15 protein-coding genes and 1 pseudogene are annotated in these 17,969 nt (G+C 56.4%); 5 read left to right on the plus strand and 11 right to left on the minus strand.

All coding sequences use genetic code 11. The annotated features are described in order from the left end of the window. Window positions 1-151 precede the first annotated feature (151 nt). The 3 genes from C3B54_RS08645 to C3B54_RS08655 all read left to right on the plus strand — a co-directional run bounded on the left by C3B54_RS08645 (window position 152) and on the right by C3B54_RS08655 (window position 3,273). Window positions 152-640, plus strand: coding sequence for a YajQ family cyclic di-GMP-binding protein (locus C3B54_RS08645; RefSeq protein ID WP_104914137.1), 489 nt, complete (start codon window positions 152-154; stop codon window positions 638-640). An 18-nt stretch (window positions 641-658) separates the two neighbouring features. Continuing rightward, window positions 659-2,215: a cardiolipin synthase gene (gene cls / locus C3B54_RS08650; protein ID WP_104914138.1), complete on the plus strand. Its 1,557-nt coding sequence runs from the start codon at window positions 659-661 to the stop codon at window positions 2,213-2,215. Between the two features lie 125 nt (window positions 2,216-2,340). Beyond that, on the plus strand, window positions 2,341-3,273 hold the full coding sequence (locus tag C3B54_RS08655; protein WP_281256236.1) for a lysylphosphatidylglycerol synthase domain-containing protein: 933 nt from the start codon (window positions 2,341-2,343) through the stop codon (window positions 3,271-3,273). A 39-nt stretch (window positions 3,274-3,312) separates the two neighbouring features. On the opposite strand, the gene C3B54_RS09065 is transcribed toward C3B54_RS08655, so the two are convergent. The 4 genes from C3B54_RS09065 to ubiE form a co-directional block, all read right to left on the minus strand. Further along, entirely contained in the window at window positions 3,313-4,017 is a 705-nt protein-coding gene (locus C3B54_RS09065; RefSeq protein WP_104914140.1) for a class I SAM-dependent methyltransferase, read from the minus strand. Window positions 4,018-4,051: 34 nt separating this feature from the next. Next, window positions 4,052-5,407, minus strand: a complete 1,356-nt coding sequence (locus C3B54_RS08665) for an FAD-dependent oxidoreductase (RefSeq protein WP_245867925.1) — start codon at window positions 5,405-5,407, stop codon at window positions 4,052-4,054. Between the two features lie 203 nt (window positions 5,408-5,610). Further along, a complete protein-coding gene (locus C3B54_RS08670) occupies window positions 5,611-6,684 on the minus strand; it encodes a polyprenyl synthetase family protein (RefSeq protein WP_245867928.1) in 1,074 nt (357 codons plus the stop codon). A 30-nt stretch (window positions 6,685-6,714) separates the two neighbouring features. Continuing rightward, on the minus strand, window positions 6,715-7,503 hold the full coding sequence (gene ubiE / locus C3B54_RS08675; protein WP_104914142.1) for a bifunctional demethylmenaquinone methyltransferase/2-methoxy-6-polyprenyl-1,4-benzoquinol methylase UbiE: 789 nt from the start codon (window positions 7,501-7,503) through the stop codon (window positions 6,715-6,717). Window positions 7,504-7,583: 80 nt separating this feature from the next. Between ubiE and C3B54_RS08680 the strand changes: the two genes are divergently transcribed. Beyond that, on the plus strand, window positions 7,584-8,945 hold the full coding sequence (locus C3B54_RS08680) for an isochorismate synthase (RefSeq protein WP_158665621.1): 1,362 nt from the start codon (window positions 7,584-7,586) through the stop codon (window positions 8,943-8,945). Window positions 8,946-9,055: 110 nt separating this feature from the next. Here C3B54_RS08680 and menD read toward each other — a convergent pair whose 3' ends face one another. Then, window positions 9,056-10,837 carry a 2-succinyl-5-enolpyruvyl-6-hydroxy-3-cyclohexene-1-carboxylic-acid synthase gene (gene menD, locus C3B54_RS08685; protein WP_104914144.1) on the minus strand — a complete coding sequence of 594 codons (1,782 nt, stop codon included), beginning with the start codon at window positions 10,835-10,837 and terminating at the stop codon, window positions 9,056-9,058. Next, window positions 10,834-11,235: a PLD nuclease N-terminal domain-containing protein gene (locus C3B54_RS08690; protein ID WP_104914145.1), complete on the minus strand. Its 402-nt coding sequence runs from the start codon at window positions 11,233-11,235 to the stop codon at window positions 10,834-10,836. The genes menD and C3B54_RS08690 overlap by 4 nt, the downstream gene beginning before the upstream one ends. Before the next feature lie 31 nt (window positions 11,236-11,266). Here C3B54_RS08690 and C3B54_RS08695 point away from each other — a divergent pair, with 31 nt between their 5' ends. Next, window positions 11,267-11,512 (plus strand): DUF4229 domain-containing protein, encoded by a 246-nt coding sequence (locus tag C3B54_RS08695; RefSeq protein WP_104914146.1) that lies wholly within the window; start codon window positions 11,267-11,269, stop codon window positions 11,510-11,512. A 47-nt stretch (window positions 11,513-11,559) separates the two neighbouring features. Here C3B54_RS08695 and C3B54_RS08700 read toward each other — a convergent pair whose 3' ends face one another. The 5 genes and pseudogenes from C3B54_RS08700 to C3B54_RS08720 form a co-directional block, all read right to left on the minus strand. Beyond that, complete coding sequence (locus C3B54_RS08700) at window positions 11,560-12,447, minus strand: 1,4-dihydroxy-2-naphthoate polyprenyltransferase (RefSeq protein ID WP_245867931.1); 888 nt, start codon at window positions 12,445-12,447, stop codon at window positions 11,560-11,562. After that, complete coding sequence (locus tag C3B54_RS08705; RefSeq protein ID WP_104914148.1) at window positions 12,440-13,675, minus strand: AMP-binding protein; 1,236 nt, start codon at window positions 13,673-13,675, stop codon at window positions 12,440-12,442. Before C3B54_RS08705 ends, C3B54_RS08700 begins: the two co-directional genes overlap by 8 nt. A gap of 7 nt (window positions 13,676-13,682) precedes the next feature. Beyond that, a complete protein-coding gene (locus C3B54_RS08710; RefSeq protein WP_281256237.1) occupies window positions 13,683-14,639 on the minus strand; it encodes a 1,4-dihydroxy-2-naphthoyl-CoA synthase in 957 nt (318 codons plus the stop codon). A 133-nt stretch (window positions 14,640-14,772) separates the two neighbouring features. After that, window positions 14,773-16,680, minus strand: a complete 1,908-nt coding sequence (locus tag C3B54_RS08715) for an ABC transporter ATP-binding protein (protein ID WP_158665622.1) — start codon at window positions 16,678-16,680, stop codon at window positions 14,773-14,775. A 62-nt stretch (window positions 16,681-16,742) separates the two neighbouring features. Then, window positions 16,743-17,886 (minus strand): annotated as a pseudogene (locus tag C3B54_RS08720) (IS3 family transposase). Window positions 17,887-17,969: the final 83 nt, after the last annotated feature.

Consider the following 17,969-nt stretch of genomic DNA (forward strand, 5'->3'; position numbering starts at 1 on the left):
TGGGGGCTGACACTGCGTCGGCTGGCATCGGCCACGATGGTTGTCGGTGCTGATAACCACCAGGTTGCCCCGGGGAGGATTTCGGTTTTTCGTATCCAGCGATTTTTTGGGTTTAGCCCCGAAAGTCGGTGTCTCTGCCTATCATGGGGCCATGGCTGATTCCTCTTTTGACATTGTGAGCTCGGTGGATCCGATGGAGTTATCCAACGCGGTTAACCAAGCGCAAAAAGAACTCACCCAGCGCTACGACTTCAAAGGCGTGGACCCCGAAATCACCTTTCAGGGTGATTCTGTGGCCCTCTACGCCTCATCGGAGGAGCGTGTAAAGGCAGTGTTGGATGTCCTCCAGTCCAAACTGGTCAAGCGAGGCATCTCTCTAAAGAGCCTTGAGCTCTCTGACCCCAGCTTGCAGGGCAAGCGCTACCGCATTGGCGGGAATGTCAAAAACGGTATTTCGTCCGAAAATGCAAAGAAAATCACGAAGCTCATCCGAGATGAAGGCCCAAAGGCCGTAAAAACCCAAATCCAGGGCGACGAGGTACGGGTGTCGTCTAAAAGCAGAGATGACCTCCAAGAGGTCATCTCGCTGATCAAATCCGCCGACTTGGACATCGACGTTCAGGTCACGAACTATCGCTAAAGCCTCAGTGGGCCGCTGATGTCTGGTGTGGAAGTGCTGGCAGTAGTACTTGCTGCCATTGACATCAGCTTTCGGCTCATTGCACTAGTCATCGTTCCCCGCAATAGGCGACCCCAAACGTCAATGGCGTGGTTATTGGCCATTTTCTTTATCCCCTTCGTGGCATTTTTTGCCTTCCTCGCTTTTGGATCCCACCGACTCTCCCCCACTAGGAGAAGAAAACAAGAGACCACCAACCGTATTTTGGAAGTAGAGCAGCGCCATATCCCCGACTCCATTCGGGTTGCCCCAGCAGAGTTGGAGCTCGCATCAGGTGATACCTCACGCTCCGGACGCAAAACGCAAGAAAACAACAACACACGTCTGCCCCTTCTGGGGCAGACGACCAGGCTGATCGCACCCTTGGTTCAACTCAACGAACGCTTAGGCCAAATGGCCATGGTTCGTGGCAACCGGGTCACCCTGCACTCTGATTACCAGGCGACCCTGGACGACATGATTGCCGACATTGATAGGGCACAACGCACCGTGCATGTGTTGTTTTACATCATGTCGGTTGATGAGGTCACCGAAGGGTTTTTCGCTTCGCTTGCCCGAGCAAAGAAGCGCGGGGTGGAGGTGCGGGTGTTGTTTGACCAGGTTGCCACTGCCCGCATTCCTGGTTCCAGGGCGCTCCGACGGCGACTTCGGGCGGCCGGAGTGGACTACCGGGCCATGCTGCCTTTTCAGCCCTGGAGGGGTGTGTATCAACGGCCCGACCTTCGAAACCACCGAAAGCTCTTAGTCATCGATACCGAAGTCGCCTACACCGGGTCCCAAAACATCATCGAACCTGGCTACCGTAGAAGGGGCTCCAAAGGCTTGCACTGGTCAGATCTGATGGCCAGAGTCGAAGGCCCCCTCGTGCACAGCCTTGAAGCCCTGTTTGTCACCGACTGGTATCAAGAAACCGACACCATCCTCGAGACTCCGGAACTCACCGCCGAACCGGGAGAAGACTCTCCCGCCATTAACTCAGCAGAGGACACATGGGCGCAGGTTGTTCCGAGTGGTCCGGCCTTTGAAGGAGAAAACAACCTCCGGTTATTTAACGGATTGATGTATCAGGCACGAAAACGCATCGTCATTGTGAGCCCCTACCTCGTCCCCGATGATTCCATGCGCTATGCCATCACATCCGCAGCACTAAGCGGTGTTCGAGTCGACGTCTATGTGTCTGCCGTAGGAGACCAACCACTGGTTTTTTATGCTCAACACTCCTACTACGGGGAACTCCTTCGCGCAGGAGTTCATATTTGGCTCTACCCCGCCCCCACGGTGTTGCACTCTAAGTTCATCGTCGTCGATGGAGAAGTTGCCGTCATGGGAACCAGCAACCTGGATATGCGCTCATTCACGCTCAACCTTGAACTATCTGTCCTCCTCATCGGACAAGACATCATTACCCGCCTCGAATCACTGGCCGAAAACTACCGAGAAGCCTCCACCGAACTGACCACAGACAAATGGAACCAACGCGGTCAACTCACGCGTTTTGTCGAAGGGCTGGCAAGACTGACCGCGACGGTTCAGTAGCGAAATCAACCCGGGGATTAACTCGGCAGCAGTCCGGAACCGACATACAGGCGGGCAAAAATCAATTTCCATTAAGCGACTGGACGAAATGGTGGGAGACTCGAGGACCAGGGAGGCCACACGAAATGCGAAAAACACTACTTTGGGTATACGGGCTCGTGGTGCTGGCTTTTTTCGTTTATTTCATCATCGAGACCGACTGGAACTCGCTCAAGCTCACAGAAATAATCGCGAACTGGCCACTGATTCTCGTGGCCTTGGCAGTTGCTCTTGCCGCTCGAATGGTCATGGCACTCAACTGGTTCATGATGTTGAGCATTCTAAACAAACCCCGTCCGACTCGATTCGCTCCGATTCTTAGCGTCTACGCAGTTTCGTGGATGGGCAGGTACATCCCGGGGAAAGTCTCCCAATATATATACCGATTGAGCGTTGCGGGACACCTGGGGCTGAGCAAGAAGCGCGTCGTTTCCACCAGTCTAGTTGAAGCACTTCTGCAACTCAGCGTCTTCTCTGCCCTCTCATTTCTTGCCCTAACTGGCCTACCTCAATGGGAACTGCAAAACAATTATTTACCGCTGCTGGTCATTGGGATTGCGACTGTCCTCTTTTCCATGGCCCATCCAAAATCTCTGAAACTGACTGCAGGAAAGATTGCTCAATTCCGTCAAGTACCCGAAATTACGGCAGAAGACATCCCGTCCGGCAGGTCCAACCTAATAACCGTTGCACTCTTCACACTCGTGGCTTTTTTTAATGGTTTGACCCTGTTTCTGATGACCATTAGCTTGGCGCCAGGGTCTGTATCGGCGACACAACTGCCGCTCTTCGTGGGAATCGCTAGCCTCGCGTCCGCTGGAAGCCTCCTGGCTATATTTGCTCCCAGCGGTGTCGGCGTAGTGGAAATCATTTTCTTCTCAGCGTTAATTTTGCTGGGAGTGCCCGAGGCTGCAGCACTGGGGGCAAGTTTGCTCTGGCGAATAATTGCAATCCTTGCTGATGTAGCGTTTGTCGCGATTTCTGCCGCCGGGGTGCGAGACGAACCCTCTTCTCTATAAGCGCCTCTTTAGTCTTAGCGTCTAACGCAAACCCCCCCTTCACTCCTTTATGCCCACTCTGATGAAGGTTGGTAGTAAGACACCCCCGAGCGCACGCATAAGGGATAGTAGGGCTCCGGGTAGGACCGAGTTGTAGTTAAAGCCCAACCTGAAAGATGCTGCTTCGCCAGCAACACTTCGGCTAGAAACCGGAGTGTGTTTCAAGAGTCTGCGGAGCTTTCTGTCACTCAGGGGGATGCAGTCGTACACGTCTCCTTTTCCAGCCAGGCGAACCAGTTTCGAGGCGACGGGACTCGGTAACCAACTGAGGAACGGTAAGTCGAAATGGGACTCCCAGATAAACCATCGGTTTGGAACGGCGACATACAAAATGCCACCCGTTTTCAGCACTCGTGTGACTTCCTCCAGGTGAATCTGCTGTTCCTCAGGGGATGCTAAATGTTCCAGGAGATGGTTTGACACGACGCAATCGAAGGTAGACGCCCCAAATGGCAGCGCGGCCCCAGCTACAGAAACATAATCAAAACCGGCTTTACGCACTCGCAGATCTACGACATCCACAGAAGTGACGCGACCTTGAGGGACTGTATTGTCGCTCAAATAGCCGGCAATGTGTCCCGATCCTGTGCCAACATCCAGGACGGTTGCATTCGGCTGTAAGCCCGCATTGACCAAAATTGTCGCAATTCGACGGGCCTGTCTATTTCTGGACGAAGAATCCAGAACTGCATGAGGAGCGGGCATTGGTGGTTTCCTTCTCGAGGCAGACACAATTAGCTTAACTAGTGTCGCCGGGAAGAGACCTATCGAGCATGTCCTCGCGCGAGACAACCTTCAGTCGCTCCCGCCCTCGCTCCTTGCCCAAGGCACGCTCAGCGTCATCGAGTCGCTGCCAACCTGAGAGATCGCGGTAGTTCACGTCTCGACTGTCAAGCAACTGGGTAACAGCATCTTCCTCAGGCTCTGCGGGAGTCCACCAGGACGCCTGGTCTTTGACCAAGTGTTGAATGGTTTCCATTGCATCCGACTTGGTGTGACCAATGAGGCCCACCGGGCCTCTTTTGATCCACCCCGTCGCATACACTCCGGGTACTACCCGGTTGTGATCATCGAGTACTTGGCCTTCATGGTTGGGAATTATTCCGTGTCGCTCATCGAAGGGGATGCCATCCAGGGGTGAGCCAAAGTATCCGACTGCCCGGTAGAGGGCATCGATGTCTAGTTCGCGAATCTCCCCCGTCGGCCGCACGCCGCCTGCACCATCCGGTTGGGTGCGCTCGTATCGAAAGTTCTGGACCTTTTCGTTTCCAAGAACCTCGAGCGGGTTGGCATAGAAGTGGAAGTGAAGCCTCCTGGAGGCGGAACCTGTTTCACGCTGGCGCCACGATTGGAAGATTCGGTCAATAACGACCAGTTGCTTATTGGAAGTAATGGCCTCCTTTGCCGCTTGGTCGTAGTCAAAGTCCTCATCGTGTAGCACCATGTCCACGTCGTTTAGTTCACCCAGCTCGCGCAGTTCCAGTGGAGTGAATTTCACCTGCATGGGTCCACGGCGGCCAAAGATGTGAACGTCCGTGACGGGCGATTTCTTAAGGCCCTCATAGACATTGTCGGGAATTTCTGTGGGCAAGAGGTCATCGGGGTGCTTGACCAACATCCTGGCCACATCCAACGCTACGTTGCCGTTACCCACCACAGCGATGTTCTTGGCATCCAGTGGCCACTCACGCGGCACATCCGGGTGGCCGTCGTACCAGCTGACAAAGTCCGCTGCGCCGTAGCTTCCGGGAAGATCAATACCCGGAAGGGACAAGTTTGCATCTTCCATCGCCCCGGTCGAGAAAATCACGGCGTGGTAGTGCTTTTTCAGATCATCCAACGTGATGTCGGTTCCGTAGTTCACGTTGCCAAACAGGCGGATGTGACCGGTATCAAGAATGTCCTTAAGGGCATTGATAATGCCCTTAATTCGGGGGTGATCCGGTGCCACTCCGTATCTCACCAGTCCGTAGGGGGCAGGAAGCCGTTCAAAAAGGTCGATGGACACATCGAAGGCTCGTTCGTATTTGAGCAAAATATCGGCCGCATAGATTCCTGCTGGGCCTGCACCCACAATGGCGAGCCTAAGTTTCACGTCTGTGTTCTCCCGCGTCGTACTAATTCGACATTCCTCAAACTGATCTCTTCTGAACCCACCGGACACTGCCTGCATGTCACTGAGCAGTACGTGTCATTTCGCAGTGTTTTGGGCCCTGCCCAGGTTACCGGGCTCACACACCCTGCTTTGCTCGCTCCCTGCAATGGCCAAAGTACGTGAGCCGGTCACAGCCAGCAGCCTTATTGGGTGCGCTCCACGACTTGGTGGGCAAAACGCTCAAGAGCGTCGGTGACCACCCCTTCTGGCAACTCGGCCAGGTGGGCAATAGCCTTGTCGGCTACTTTCCTGGCTTCTTCCGTGGTGTCTGTCGTTACCTGGTGGTGACGAAGGGACGAAATGGCTTCGCTGAATTCTTCTTCACTGAGATCTCCTGTTGCCCCTTTTCGAAGGGTTTCGAGGAGCTCGTTGTCGCTAGCATGGTTCTCGGCGCGCTTTTCCAACAGCAGCATGGGGAGTGTGGCGACTCCGCGCCTCACATCGGTCCCTGCTTTTTTGCCGGTTTCTTCTTCATCGGCCGACAGGTCGATGACGTCATCCACCAACTGGAATGCCACACCAATGTGTTCACCGAAGCCTTGAATGGCTGGAACATATTCGACCGGTGCGCCCGACAGTGTCACACCGAATTCCCCAGATAATGCAATCAGGGATCCTGTTTTATCGGCCAACACCCCCAGGTAATGCTCAATGGGGTCTTCGCCCTCTTTCGGGCCGACGGTTTCCCGCATCTGACCGACAACGAGTCGCTCAAAGGTGTCCGTTTGGCGACGCATCGCGTCGCCACCCAAGCCCACACCGAGCGATCCGGCCCTTGCGAACAGCAAATCGCCGGCGAGGATGGCAATCGAGTTGGTCCACACCTTTTGGGCTGCGGTGACCCCACGGCGCTTTACCGCTTCATCCATGACGTCATCGTGGTAGAGAGTGGCGAGGTGCGTCAGTTCGATGACCTGCGCTGCTGTGATCACCTGATCGGTGGCACCCTCACCCCACTGGGCTGTTAGCAGAGTGAGAAGTGGCCTGATCCTCTTGCCGCCGGCGTCAAACAGATAGCGAGAGACAGCGTCAGCAATCTCGTGGGTGTAACTAAGCTCTGCTCCCAATCCCGATTCAATGGCGTCCAAGCCCTTATCGAGGGCGCGAGCCACATCTTTTTGTTCGCTGGAGGCAAAGAGGGCTTGGCCACCGGAAAGGAATTTTGAGCCGCGACCGCGCGGAGCGCCATCTAACTCGCTGGCTGGAGTTGCAGTCACCACGTGTCCCTTGCGGTCGGGGTCGACCGACTACCTGTGGGAGCCGGTCACGGTCTGGTTGGCCTGAGTGGAGGGCGACGCCGGGCGCGCACGGCGCTCTGCGACAGATCCTCGGACTTTCTTACTCTCTGGTGCACGGGCACGATGCAACGCAACGATGCCCCCGGTCAGGTTACGGTATGCCACCCGGGTAAACCCTGCCGCTCGTAACCACTGGGCCAACACATCTTGGGTGGGCCATTCGCGAATGGAGTCCATCAGGTAGGTGTAGGCCTCAGGGTTCGAACTTGTCACCTTGGCAATCGCCGGCATCACGTATTTGAGGTATGCCTTGTAGGAGCCTTTCACCACTGCACGGTCCGGGTGGGAAAACTCACAAATCACCAGCCGACCACCAGGCTTTAACACCCGATACATCTCGCCGATGGCGAGCTGCGGATTGTTGACGTTTCGAAGACCGAAACTAATCGTCACGGCGTCAAAGGATTGTGGCGGAAACGGCAACGCTTCAGCGTCACCCTCCACAAACGTCAGCTCAGGATGGCGTTTTCTGCCCTCTTCGACCATGCCGGCAGAAAAATCCAGGGCGACCACTTCCGCACCAGATTTCGCAATAGCGACCGACGATGTCCCTGTGCCCGCAGCAATATCCAGAATCCGCTCACCGGGCTGTGGGTCCAAAGCTTTCACTGTGGCGATACGCCACAATGTCGCGTTTCCACCAGAGAGCACCGTGTTGGTGCGGTCGTAGCCTTTGGCTACTTCAGTGAACATCGCAGCAACCTGCTCTGGGTCTTTACCCAAATCCGCTGCGGTCATAGTGATTAGCTTAATTGGCCAAAGCCTGGAGTAGTCAGAGTGTCGCCTTGGAATTCAGGCAACCCGGTTAGCCTTTCCTGGTGACCGAGCGACCTCTAACACCTCACGCAGTGCCTGCGCTTCATGTCACCACAGTGGCCAACGCCACGTCAGAGCCCCCACTCGCCGCCGCCGAGTCCGACAACCCACTGTTGTTCCAGCGCCTCGGAAAGGGAGTCGCCGGCTCCGGTGTCGCACTCCGGGCAGAATTTTCAGGGACCAACCGCTTTCACGACGCCACAACATGGTGGTCAGAAGTGGTGGAGCACGCAACCGTCACTAATCCTCTCGGTCGACCCGGAACGGGCCTACTAGCCATGGGGGCGTTTAGTTTCAGCACTCTTTCCCACCACCGGAGTGTGTTGATTGTTCCCCGGCATGTTTGGGGCACCGACGAACACGGTTCGTGGCAGACAACGATTGAAGTCATCGAACACGAAACAGGTGGCGCCGCTGTCGAAGAAGACGGCTTAGCCACCTCACACGCTGCAGCTACCAATGCCCTAGACAACACAGCGAATAAGTCATCACGTGCAACTGAGCCTGAGTCCGCTGCTGAACCAGCCGCACGGCACAATGAATGGCACGCGGGTCAAGTGAGCGAGGCGCGCTTCTTGGATCTTGTGTCCCAAGCGAAGCAAGCCATCTCGCAGGGCGGACTTCACAAAGTTGTCGTCGCTCGCGATTTAGTGCGCAGTTTTGAGCAGGAACCCGATTGGCGGATTGTCCTGCAGGGTCTCACCGAGGCCTATCCGGATACTTTCGTCTTTTCCCTCGATGGATTCTTTGGGGCAAGCCCCGAAACGTTGGTGTCGCTTCGCGGGGAACACGTCAGCCTTCGAGTCTTAGCGGGTAGTACCGCGCGTGGTAGTCACCCTGAAGAAGATCGAGCGCAATCAGAAGCACTATCCACCAGCACCAAAGATCTCGATGAGCACCAGTTTGCTGTGAGAAGCGTTGTGGAGTCCCTAGCTGCTGCCAACATCACCGCAGTGGCAGACGACAACCCGTTTAGTCTCAAACTGCCAAACCTGTGGCACTTGGCCACTGATGTGGTGGCCAAAGTGCCAGAGGGCATTGGGGGCTTGAGGGTCCTCCAGGCCCTCCACCCCACGGCCGCTGTTGCCGGATCACCCACCACCGACGCGTTGGCCTTTCTCGAAGAACACGAGAATCTTGACCGCGGGCGCTACGCGGGACCAGTTGGCTGGATTGATGAGCGCGGTGATGGTGACTGGGCTATTGCTCTTCGCTGTGCTCAATACGACCCAGAGGCATACACGCTGACTGCTTACGCCGGTGCCGGCGTTGTTGCCGAATCAGATCCAGAGCGGGAACTCCTAGAAACCGGGCTCAAATTTCGGCCAATTACTGAGGGGGCCCACCACAACAGCCGGCCGTGACCGAAGTGGACCGTAACTAAGGTAAACCCACGTCGCGTACGGGTTCCGGTCAGAAGTAATGCAAGGGTCGACCGCTCCATGCCCGCAGTTCTTGCTATGTTCTTGAGCAACTAGTGGTCTTCTCGCCGTGGAACCAGACAATCCACAACCAGATGCTGGGCCGGGTTTGCGAGCGCCTCTACCAAATCCCCGTGGTTTTTCGCCATGACGTAATTCCATCCGTATGCCCCCGCAAGCGCTTCGATATTGACTTCAGCGGGGGTGAAGATCACCCGATTAAACGCCTCTGCCTCCGCCGTGCGACTTGCCTCCAATAAGTCAAAGAGGCTCCCGCCACCATCGCGGACAACAATCACTTGCAGTCTGGTGTCTTCTGCTTCTCCTTTGTCGAGCAGGAGGGAGCCGGCATCGTGTAAAAACGCCAAGTCCCCAAGGACTGCTCGTGTGATTCCGGCCGTCGCCGGGTCGCCACTGTGCGCGCGCGCCATGGCAATGCCGCGCGCCGTGGCGATTGTGCCGTCAATTCCGGAGAGGCCTCGACTTGACCACACGGGAATGTTCTTTCCCGGGACCGCCATGTCGCATTCTCGAATCATCCTGGAGGACCCTAAGACCAATTGGTCGTGTGGCCATGTATTTTGCCACACCTCTAGGGCAATCTGTCGTCTCGTGAGCGGCCTTCTCACGACATCCATTTCGGCTTTCGCGAAACGCGAGCGCTCCGCCATGTCATCAGAATCAAGCAAAGCAACTTCTGGTGCCGGCGGGTCTAGTGCCACCGACTGGGCCTCAACAAGCTGCCGGGAAGCATGAACCCAGGGGCCTACCCAACTGCGTGCCACATCGCGAGTGACCGGATTCGTGACAGAAATGTGGTCAGCAATCTGGGCAGTCCCTGACGGGTTCGCGGGTTCGTGCTCAGATCTCTGCCACACGACATGTTCAACGTCAGTTCGTGCCAACAAGGCCTGGACTTGGCGAGAGAGTGTGGGCCTTCCCACACAGACCACTCGTTCAATAGCGACACCTTGCGGGGGATTATCCAGTAGCTCACGGTACGCGACCACTAGGTGGGGTCCGAAATGGGCGCCCGAATGCACTTCGGCGATTAATGGCGCCCCAAGATCGATAGCGAGCTGTTCGGCCTCAGCCCCGGCCCTGTGACCGGCAATCACAATCGTCCCGGGCTGTGGTTCGAGAGTGAGCTCACGAATCGGAGCGATAGATGTGTTCCCCTCAGCGGCATTTGTCGGTGTCATAACAGCTGGACTCGCACTCCGCAGCACACCGAGTACGTCATCAATCTGCTGTGTCAAAAGCGGCGAGCTGAGGGGCTCCCGGAAAGCAACGTTGACCTGCACCGGTCCAGGGCGCCCTCCAGGTTCTCCGTGTTGGGCGAGCCGGGCAGCCTCCGTGGCACGCTCCAGTGCTTCTGCCTGGTCGCTCTCGTGGCCCTCTGGTGCGTTGACCTGGAGCACACTGTGAACCGCCGGACCAAACATCCCCGGTTGCACTGTGGTTTGGTTTGCGCCCACACCTTGTAGTTCTGGTGGTCGATCGGCGGTGAGGGCGATGAGGGGAATCCCGGAGTGTTTTGCTTCCAGCAATGCTGGCAGGTAATGGGCGGGGGCCGAACCTGACGTGCAGATGAGGACAGCGGGTTGTCCAGTGTGGATGGAGAGCCCTAGTCCAAAGAATCCTGCCGTTCGCTCATCAACTGAGACATGCACGCTGAGGGACACTTCGGGGTGCTGGCTCAGCTCATAGGCCGCCAGGGCGAGAGCTTGCGACCTGGAGCCAGGGCTCACGACAACGTGTCGCACGCCACGTTCAATCAACCCCAACAGAAACGGCAGCGACCAATCGGTCGCTGGCGATTCACTCGCGGTCATGCGCGTGGTGGGGTCGGAGGGGTGCTGTCGCCTGGCTGGTCATCTGGGCCCTCATCTGAGTGCTCATCCGATTTTTCGCCTGCGCTATTGTCCTCGTCATCCAAGGCACGCAGTTCTTCTTCGAGGCGTCGGATGCGCTCCTCAGCGGATTCGCTGAGGGTGCCCATGAATCGCGGATCGTCGTCGGGGGCGACAGGCTTTTGTTGGACACCGGGTCGGTTTTTACCGATAAACAACCACAGTGCTGGGCCAATGAGGGGCAAGACCACAATGATGGCAATCCAGACAGGTTTCGGAAAAGCACGCAAGCGATTGCTCGCTGTGACAAACAAATCGACCAGGGCATAGATGGTCAGGGCTAATACCGCTACTCCACCAATGACTAACCACCGCACCATGTTCCCAATCCTACGCAGGTAGTCTGAGGGTGTGTCTGCTTGGCTCTATTATTCCCTGGCCCGTATCGGCATCTTCGGAGCAGTTTTTGCGCTTCTCTACTTTGTCGGCATCACATGGTGGGTCTCTGCAATCTTTGCCGCGGTGATTTCTTTCACCGCGGCCTATGTTTTTCTCGCCAGCACCCGAGCCGAAATGGCCGAAGGGGTCAAGGCGCGACTGGAAAAAAGGCGCCAGTCGAAGACTGACGACGATACCGCAGCAGAGGACTCGCTCTAAACCGCTAGGCCTAAACACCTCCGCGCCTCAAGATGGCATCGAATTGCTTAGAAGACGATGGCTAGCCCCAGTCCAATGGCGAAGAGCAGCGAATTTAGCGTCGTGAGCTGAAGCGCCACAATCAAATTTTTCGGGGTATTTGCTCGCCACACAATCACGACAATCACCGCAGTCAGGACCAAAGTGATGAACACGACGGATGCGAAGACGAACACGAACGACAACCCCGCGAGGATCAGATACGGCGCGATAAGCATCACCGTGATGAGCACCCGTGAGGCGACCGGTCCTATCCGAACCGAAAGCGTATTTTTCGAGGCCGCTTTGTCTTGATCGATATCGCGCAGGTTGTTTTCTAACAGCACAGCACTGGCAAAAAATCCCAGTGCGGATCCTGTAAGCCAGGACTCCCATGGCACAACACCCACTTGCACATAGGCCGTACCCACGGTGGCCACCAGGCCAAAGAACACAAACACCACCAACTCGCCCAGACCCCGATAGCCATAAGGGCTGGTACCCCCGGTGTAAGTCCACGCGGCAAAAAGCGCAAACCCTCCGATGACGAATAACCACCACGACTGGGATAAAACGACCAAGGCCAGTCCGGCCACACCGCTGACGGCAAAAGACAGGATTGCCGCTCGTTTGACTAACCGTGGTTCGACCCGGCCAGAACCGGTGAGACGTGCGGGTCCCACCCGGTAGTCATCTGTTCCACGGATACCATCGGAGTAGTCGTTCGCGAAGTTCACCCCAATTTGAATGGCGACGGCCACCAACACGGCAAGGCCGACCAGCAGCAGATCAGCAGCATCGCGCCAATAGGCCGATGATGTTCCCAGAATGACGGGCGAAAAAGCGAGGGGTAGTGTGCGAAGCCTCGCTCCACTGATCCAGTCGGAAAACGAAACGGGTGCTTTGCTATCACTCACGGTGATGAAGTCTATTCCCGCCTTCATGAATGACATGGTCGGCTACCGCACGCCGGTCCACCTTCCCTGAGGGTAAACGGGGGATCACGTCCAACATGACTAGCTGGCGCGGCACTACATGGCGGCCAAGAATCCGGGAAATGGCTTCCTGTACCTGATCCAGTGAAAGAGCGGCAGCCTCCGAGACCATCTGTTGGGCTTCTTCGGCGCCTTTCTTTGACGCGGAGATTCGCGACGCAGAGAGTGCACCCACCATCACGGGCACGTCACCCCAGGTGGGGTCAGCCACCCCGACTGCCACCCACTCGTAACTCGGAAAGACGCCATGCAGGGTGTCTTCTAGTTCATCAAGGTTCACTTTGAGCCCGCCAGAAATGATTGTCCGGTCGATTCGCCCAGAAACCTGCAGTACTCCATCGACAATGGCCCCTGCATCGTCGGTGAAATACCAGGTGCGATCGTGCCTGACAACAAATCGCTCTTTCGTCCGGGTGGGGTCCCCTAGATACCCCCCGGCCAACATCGGGCCAGATAGTGTGACCGCACCATCCACGATGTCGACTTCCGTCTCGCCCAAGGGAACGCCGTCCCACACGCAGCCTCCGGCTGTCTCGGCCGAGCCGTAGGTTTTGGTAACTATCACCCCGAGTGACTGGGCACGGTGTACCAGTTCGTCTGGAACCCTTTGACCGCCCACCAGAATCCGCTCAAAACCCGCGAGCGCATCTCGGAGCTCAGGGTCACTCTCGGCAGCATCGAGAAGATCGGAGATTTGCTTTGGTACGAGGGACGTGTAGCGAGGTATGCCCGGGTAATCATCAAAAGCACTCTGATGGAACGCCCGCAACCCAACGGAGATTGGAACTGTGTGGTCTTTGGCCAGCAGCTTTCCTCCAGGCTCCAGCGCACGGACAATCACCATGACCCCGGCAATGTAGTGGGCAGGTAGCGCAAGCCACCAAACACCCGGTGCGCCTAACGCGCTCATGCTCTGCGCCGAAGCGGCTCGAAGAGACTCTGCGGTATGCCACACCCGTTTGGGTGTGGCAGTAGATCCACTCGTTTCAACAACAAGTGCCACTTGGTCGTCAACTAGTTCAGGCGAACCTTTTGGTGTTGCCCCCATGTAGGGAAATACCGCTGGGCCACTGCCCGCGAGTGCATCGCCTAGTGGCCCAATCAGTGAGTTGGGGTCGGACACCTCGACAACACGTAGTTCACGAGCCATGAAGTAATCACACCTGCCAAGAAGTGTCACTCCAGTCAGGTCGACGCTTTTCTAAAAACGCGTCGCGACCTTCTCTGGCTTCATCGCCACCATAAGCCAAGCGCGTTGCTTCGCCGGCAAAAAGTTGTTGACCAACCAGGCCATCGTCAACCATGTTCATGGCGTATTTCAGCATCCGAATCGCGGTAGGGCTTTTGCCGAGAATCTCTTTGGCCCAGTCGATAGCTGTTTCCTCTAATTGCTCGTGTGGGACAGCCGCGTTTACTGCACCCATTTCGTAGGCGCGCTCCGCTGAGTACTCAGCACCACGGAAAAACACTTCGCGCGCATTTTTTTGTCCAACCATTTTCGCAAAATACGCGCTGCCATAACCAGCGTCAAACGACCCCACATCGGCATCGGTTTGTTTAAACCGTGCATGCTCACTGCTGGCAATACTCAAATCGCACACCACGTGCAGGCTGTGGCCGCCGCCGGCGGCCCAGCCTGGAATCACCGCGATGACCACCTTCGGCATGAACCGAATGAGCCGCTGCACGTCGAGAATGTGGAGGCGGCCACCACTGGAAGCAGAACCGGCTGGCGCTGCTGACACGCCGTCATCCGAGCCATCGTCGTATTGGTAACCATCAGCCCCGCGAACACGCTGATCACCACCCGAACAAAACGCCCAGCCCCCGTCTTTAGGGCTTGGGCCGTTTCCGGTCAGGAGAACCACACCGATTGAGGTATCTAGCCTGGCGTGTTCTAAGACCTGCAGCAGTTCGTCTACTGTGTGGGGGCGAAAGGCATTTCGCACTTCCGGACGACTAATAGCGATGCGAGCGATACCGCCGTATACGTGGTGGTGGTAGGTCACATCGGTTAAGGCTTCAAAATCAAACTGAGCGGGCAGCTTGTGTTCAGCCGACGACACAGGGCGCCAGGAGTTGGCGTCGAAGAGTTCACTCACCACTACGTTCACAACCAGAAGCATAGCTTTGCGGGGTGGAGATTATCCGGGACTGAGTGGTGAGCGTAATGCGCAGTCGCCTTAGGCCCACAGGTAATGAGCGAGGACGACGCAGCCTTGGGAGGCTCCCTATTGCCGGGAAGAACTAACGAGTGCCCCCGGCATCGCTCTGGTCGTCCAGATCATCGTCGCCCAAATTCTCGTCACCTTCGTCATCAGTGTCCTTGATAGCCATGAGCTGCACGTAGCGCTCAATGAGGGGAACTTTCTTTCGCACCTGGCCGAAAGAACCAGAGGCAATGAGTTGTCCCCCATCAATCACGAACACTGTGTCGGCGTGTTGAATCGTCGAGAGCCGGTGGGCAATAACAATCAGCGTGGTGTGTCCACGAAGGGCCTCAATGGTCTGAGCAATGCCCGCTTCGGTCTCCGCGTCCAACGCGCTGGTTGCCTCATCAAGTACTAAAAGCCTTGGGCGCGTATAGAGCGCTCTTGCCACACCAAGTCGTTGGATCTGGCCACCACTTAAGGCGTCGGATTGTTCACCCAGGCTTGTATCCATACCCTCTGGCAAACCCTGAATGACATCCCATAGGCCGGCTTGTCCCAGAACCTCAGTCACCCGATCCACATCGATCAGTTCTGGTTCAATACCCAAGGCCACGTTTTGGGCGATTGTTCCGGAAACCGAACCCGGGTTTTGTGGCACGTAGGCCACAATCCCGGGTTCGGTTTTGCGAAGTTGCTCAGGGGTGAGTCCGGCCACGGTTACTGCACCCGAACTGGGTGTGTGAACACCTAAAACCAAGTCTGCCAGGGTGGTCTTTCCTGCACCCGAAGGCCCGACGAAAGCGACGAACTGTCCGCCTAGGACCTCTAGGTTCACGTCACGAACGGCAGCAATCGATGCATCGGGGTAAGAAAAGCTCACGGATTCCACCGAAATAGGGAGACCGACGCCTTCGGTGCCTAAGTCTTCTCCAGCAATGGAAATGGGGGCATCAGACTTCAAAGCCGACTCAGTCGATTCTGTCGCCTCAAGAGCCTCTCTCGCCCTGGAAATGAGTCCTTGAGCTCTGCTCGCCTGAGGGCCGTTTACACGGATGTCAGTGATCGCATTTTGCAGAGGCAGCATCGCCGCCATCATCCGGGTGCCCCCCGCGAGGAAAACACCAGTGATCACGAGCCCCTCAGAGAGGGTGCCCTGCGCGAATTGCCAGACGATCATCGCCATGATGCCGAGCATCAGTGCTGCTTCAATGAAGAAACGAGGAAGTCCCATGACAAAGCGTTGTAAACCACGGTCCAGTGCAAGGCGCCGTCTGGACGAATCAAAGCGATCCAGGAAAACCCCGCGCTTCTCTAGCACCAGCGCTTCGCGGAAAGCGCTCGCCATATCCAGGATGCTGTCATTCACGCGCACTGAGTGCTGGGCCAACCGATGCCCCATCCGACGCAATCGCTGGTTGATAGACAACTGAAAAAGGGCAATCAACACAATGAAATAGACGGTAATCAAAATGGCTGTCGCCACATCCACAAACAAGAAACCCGCAAAGACGGCAACAAACAGTGCGGACTCGGTAACGAGTGCGGAACCTGAGAACAAGATTCCCGAGAAAGCGATTTGGCTCGAGCTATTGACCGCCCATTGGATTTCGCCCTTCGACATTGAGCGCACGCGGCCAATGTCGCCAGAGAACAGGTACCTAGCTACCTCGCTGGCAGACCTCGCCTCCACCCTGGCCAAAAACACTGTGGTAACTCTAAGTAAGGCGGTTCCAATAATCGATTTGGCCATAAAGAAACCCGCAACGACCGCCGTCACCCACAAATAGCTTTGACTCGATTCAATCGATACCGTGAGGCCGAGGAACCTGGCCTCATTCCGATCGGTCAGACCACTTGCCAACATGGCTCCAAGGAGACCCACTGCAGCAAGACCCAGGACGTCGAGAGCGTGAACCACCACCCGAGACGCAACAATCGCCAGAAAGATAATTTTCTGGCGACGCCGAAGGAGGAAGAAAGACCGTAGAACGGGTCTGATCACTGTGGACTGCACCTCCGAAACACCAGGTGCTACAGCCTACGGGCTCTGACCTGCCCCCTGTTTTAGGTCCAGTCGCTTCGAGAGTCGTCACTGGTTTTTAGTGGGTGCATTGGCCAGCATAAATGCTCGGGGTTGAATAGCCGAGCGATGAGTGCGGCCGGATGGTGTTGTATTCCTCCTTCCAGAGCCCGATGATGCCTTTGGCGTGGTTGAGTGAGTAAAACTGGTTGACCCCGAGGCATTCGTCTCGGATTTTGCCGTTGAATGACTCGACGTATCCGTTTCGCCAGGGTTGCCCTGGCGGGATGAATACCCGGTCTGTTTCACTAGCCCACTCGGCCAAGGCTTTACTGACCAGCTCTGGCCCGTTATCCATCCGCAGTGCTTTTGGCATGCCCCGCTCCAACGCCAACACGTCGAGTTGTTCCGCTAGATCCAGCCCAGTGATGGAGTAGTCGACGAGGCCGCCCAAGCATTCTCTGGTGTGTTCATCAACGATGGAGAGAATCTTGATCGGTTTGCCTGTGATGGTTGAGTCGAACTGGAAGTCGACAGACCACACATCATTGGCTTTCTCAGCGACCACTGCTGGGACGGTTGACACACCGATTCGTTTCCGGCGGCGTTTCACCACCACGCGGAGTCCTTCTTCAGCCCAGAGGCGTTGAATTTTCTTATGGTTCACCTGCCAACCGTCACGGCGGGCGTCAACATACGCCCGCCGATACCCCCACCGGGCATGACGGCGCGCATAGTCACGCAACCACGCCCGAAGGGCCCGATCTGGATCATCAGGGCGCTCACGTTGCAAGCGTCGGCGGAATGCAGACCGGGATAGCCCGACTAGTCGACAGGCGAGCCGCTCACTGATGTCAAAGACTGACATCACATGAATCACGGCCCGACGTCGACTGGTCGGGCTTAGAAGTTTCCCTCAGCCAACTCCTTGAGGACTGCTTTTTCGAGTTCTGCTTCAGCGAGCAGTTTCTTCAACTGCAAATTCTGCTTCTCCAACGCTTTGAGCTTCTTCGCGTCTTCTGCTTTCAAACCGCCGTAATGGTTTCGCCACCGGTAATACGTCGCCTCCGTGACATTCAGCTCTTTCAACACGGCAGCAACGTCACCGCCCTGGGCGAGGATGCGATCAGCGTCCTGGATTTTCCGAACGATTTGCTCCGGCGAATGCCGCTTCTTCCTTTTCGTCATGATGTTCACAGTCTTTCTGCCAGCTGACGCTGGCCGCAAGACGACTCTCATAACTTTCGGACCTAAAAAATGGGGTCACGTCA

The sequence above is a fragment of the Pontimonas salivibrio genome (assembly GCF_002950575.1).
Lineage (GTDB): Bacteria > Actinomycetota > Actinomycetes > Actinomycetales > Microbacteriaceae > Pontimonas > Pontimonas salivibrio.

Excerpts from the sequence above, each read along its gene's own strand:
- C3B54_RS08705 (WP_104914148.1), bottom strand. The coding sequence starts at position 13,675 with ATGGCTCGTGAACTACGTGTTGTCGAGGTGTCCGACCCCAACTCACTG.
- ubiE (WP_104914142.1), bottom strand. The coding sequence starts at position 7,503 with ATGACCGCAGCGGATTTGGGTAAAGACCCAGAGCAGGTTGCTGCGATG.
- C3B54_RS08655 (WP_281256236.1), top strand. The coding sequence starts at position 2,341 with ATGCGAAAAACACTACTTTGGGTATACGGGCTCGTGGTGCTGGCTTTT.
- menD (WP_104914144.1), bottom strand. The coding sequence starts at position 10,837 with ATGACCGCGAGTGAATCGCCAGCGACCGATTGGTCGCTGCCGTTTCTG.
- C3B54_RS09065 (WP_104914140.1), bottom strand. The coding sequence starts at position 4,017 with ATGCCCGCTCCTCATGCAGTTCTGGATTCTTCGTCCAGAAATAGACAG.
- C3B54_RS08645 (WP_104914137.1), top strand. The coding sequence starts at position 152 with ATGGCTGATTCCTCTTTTGACATTGTGAGCTCGGTGGATCCGATGGAG.
- C3B54_RS08690 (WP_104914145.1), bottom strand. The coding sequence starts at position 11,235 with ATGGTGCGGTGGTTAGTCATTGGTGGAGTAGCGGTATTAGCCCTGACC.
- cls (WP_104914138.1), top strand. The coding sequence starts at position 659 with ATGTCTGGTGTGGAAGTGCTGGCAGTAGTACTTGCTGCCATTGACATC.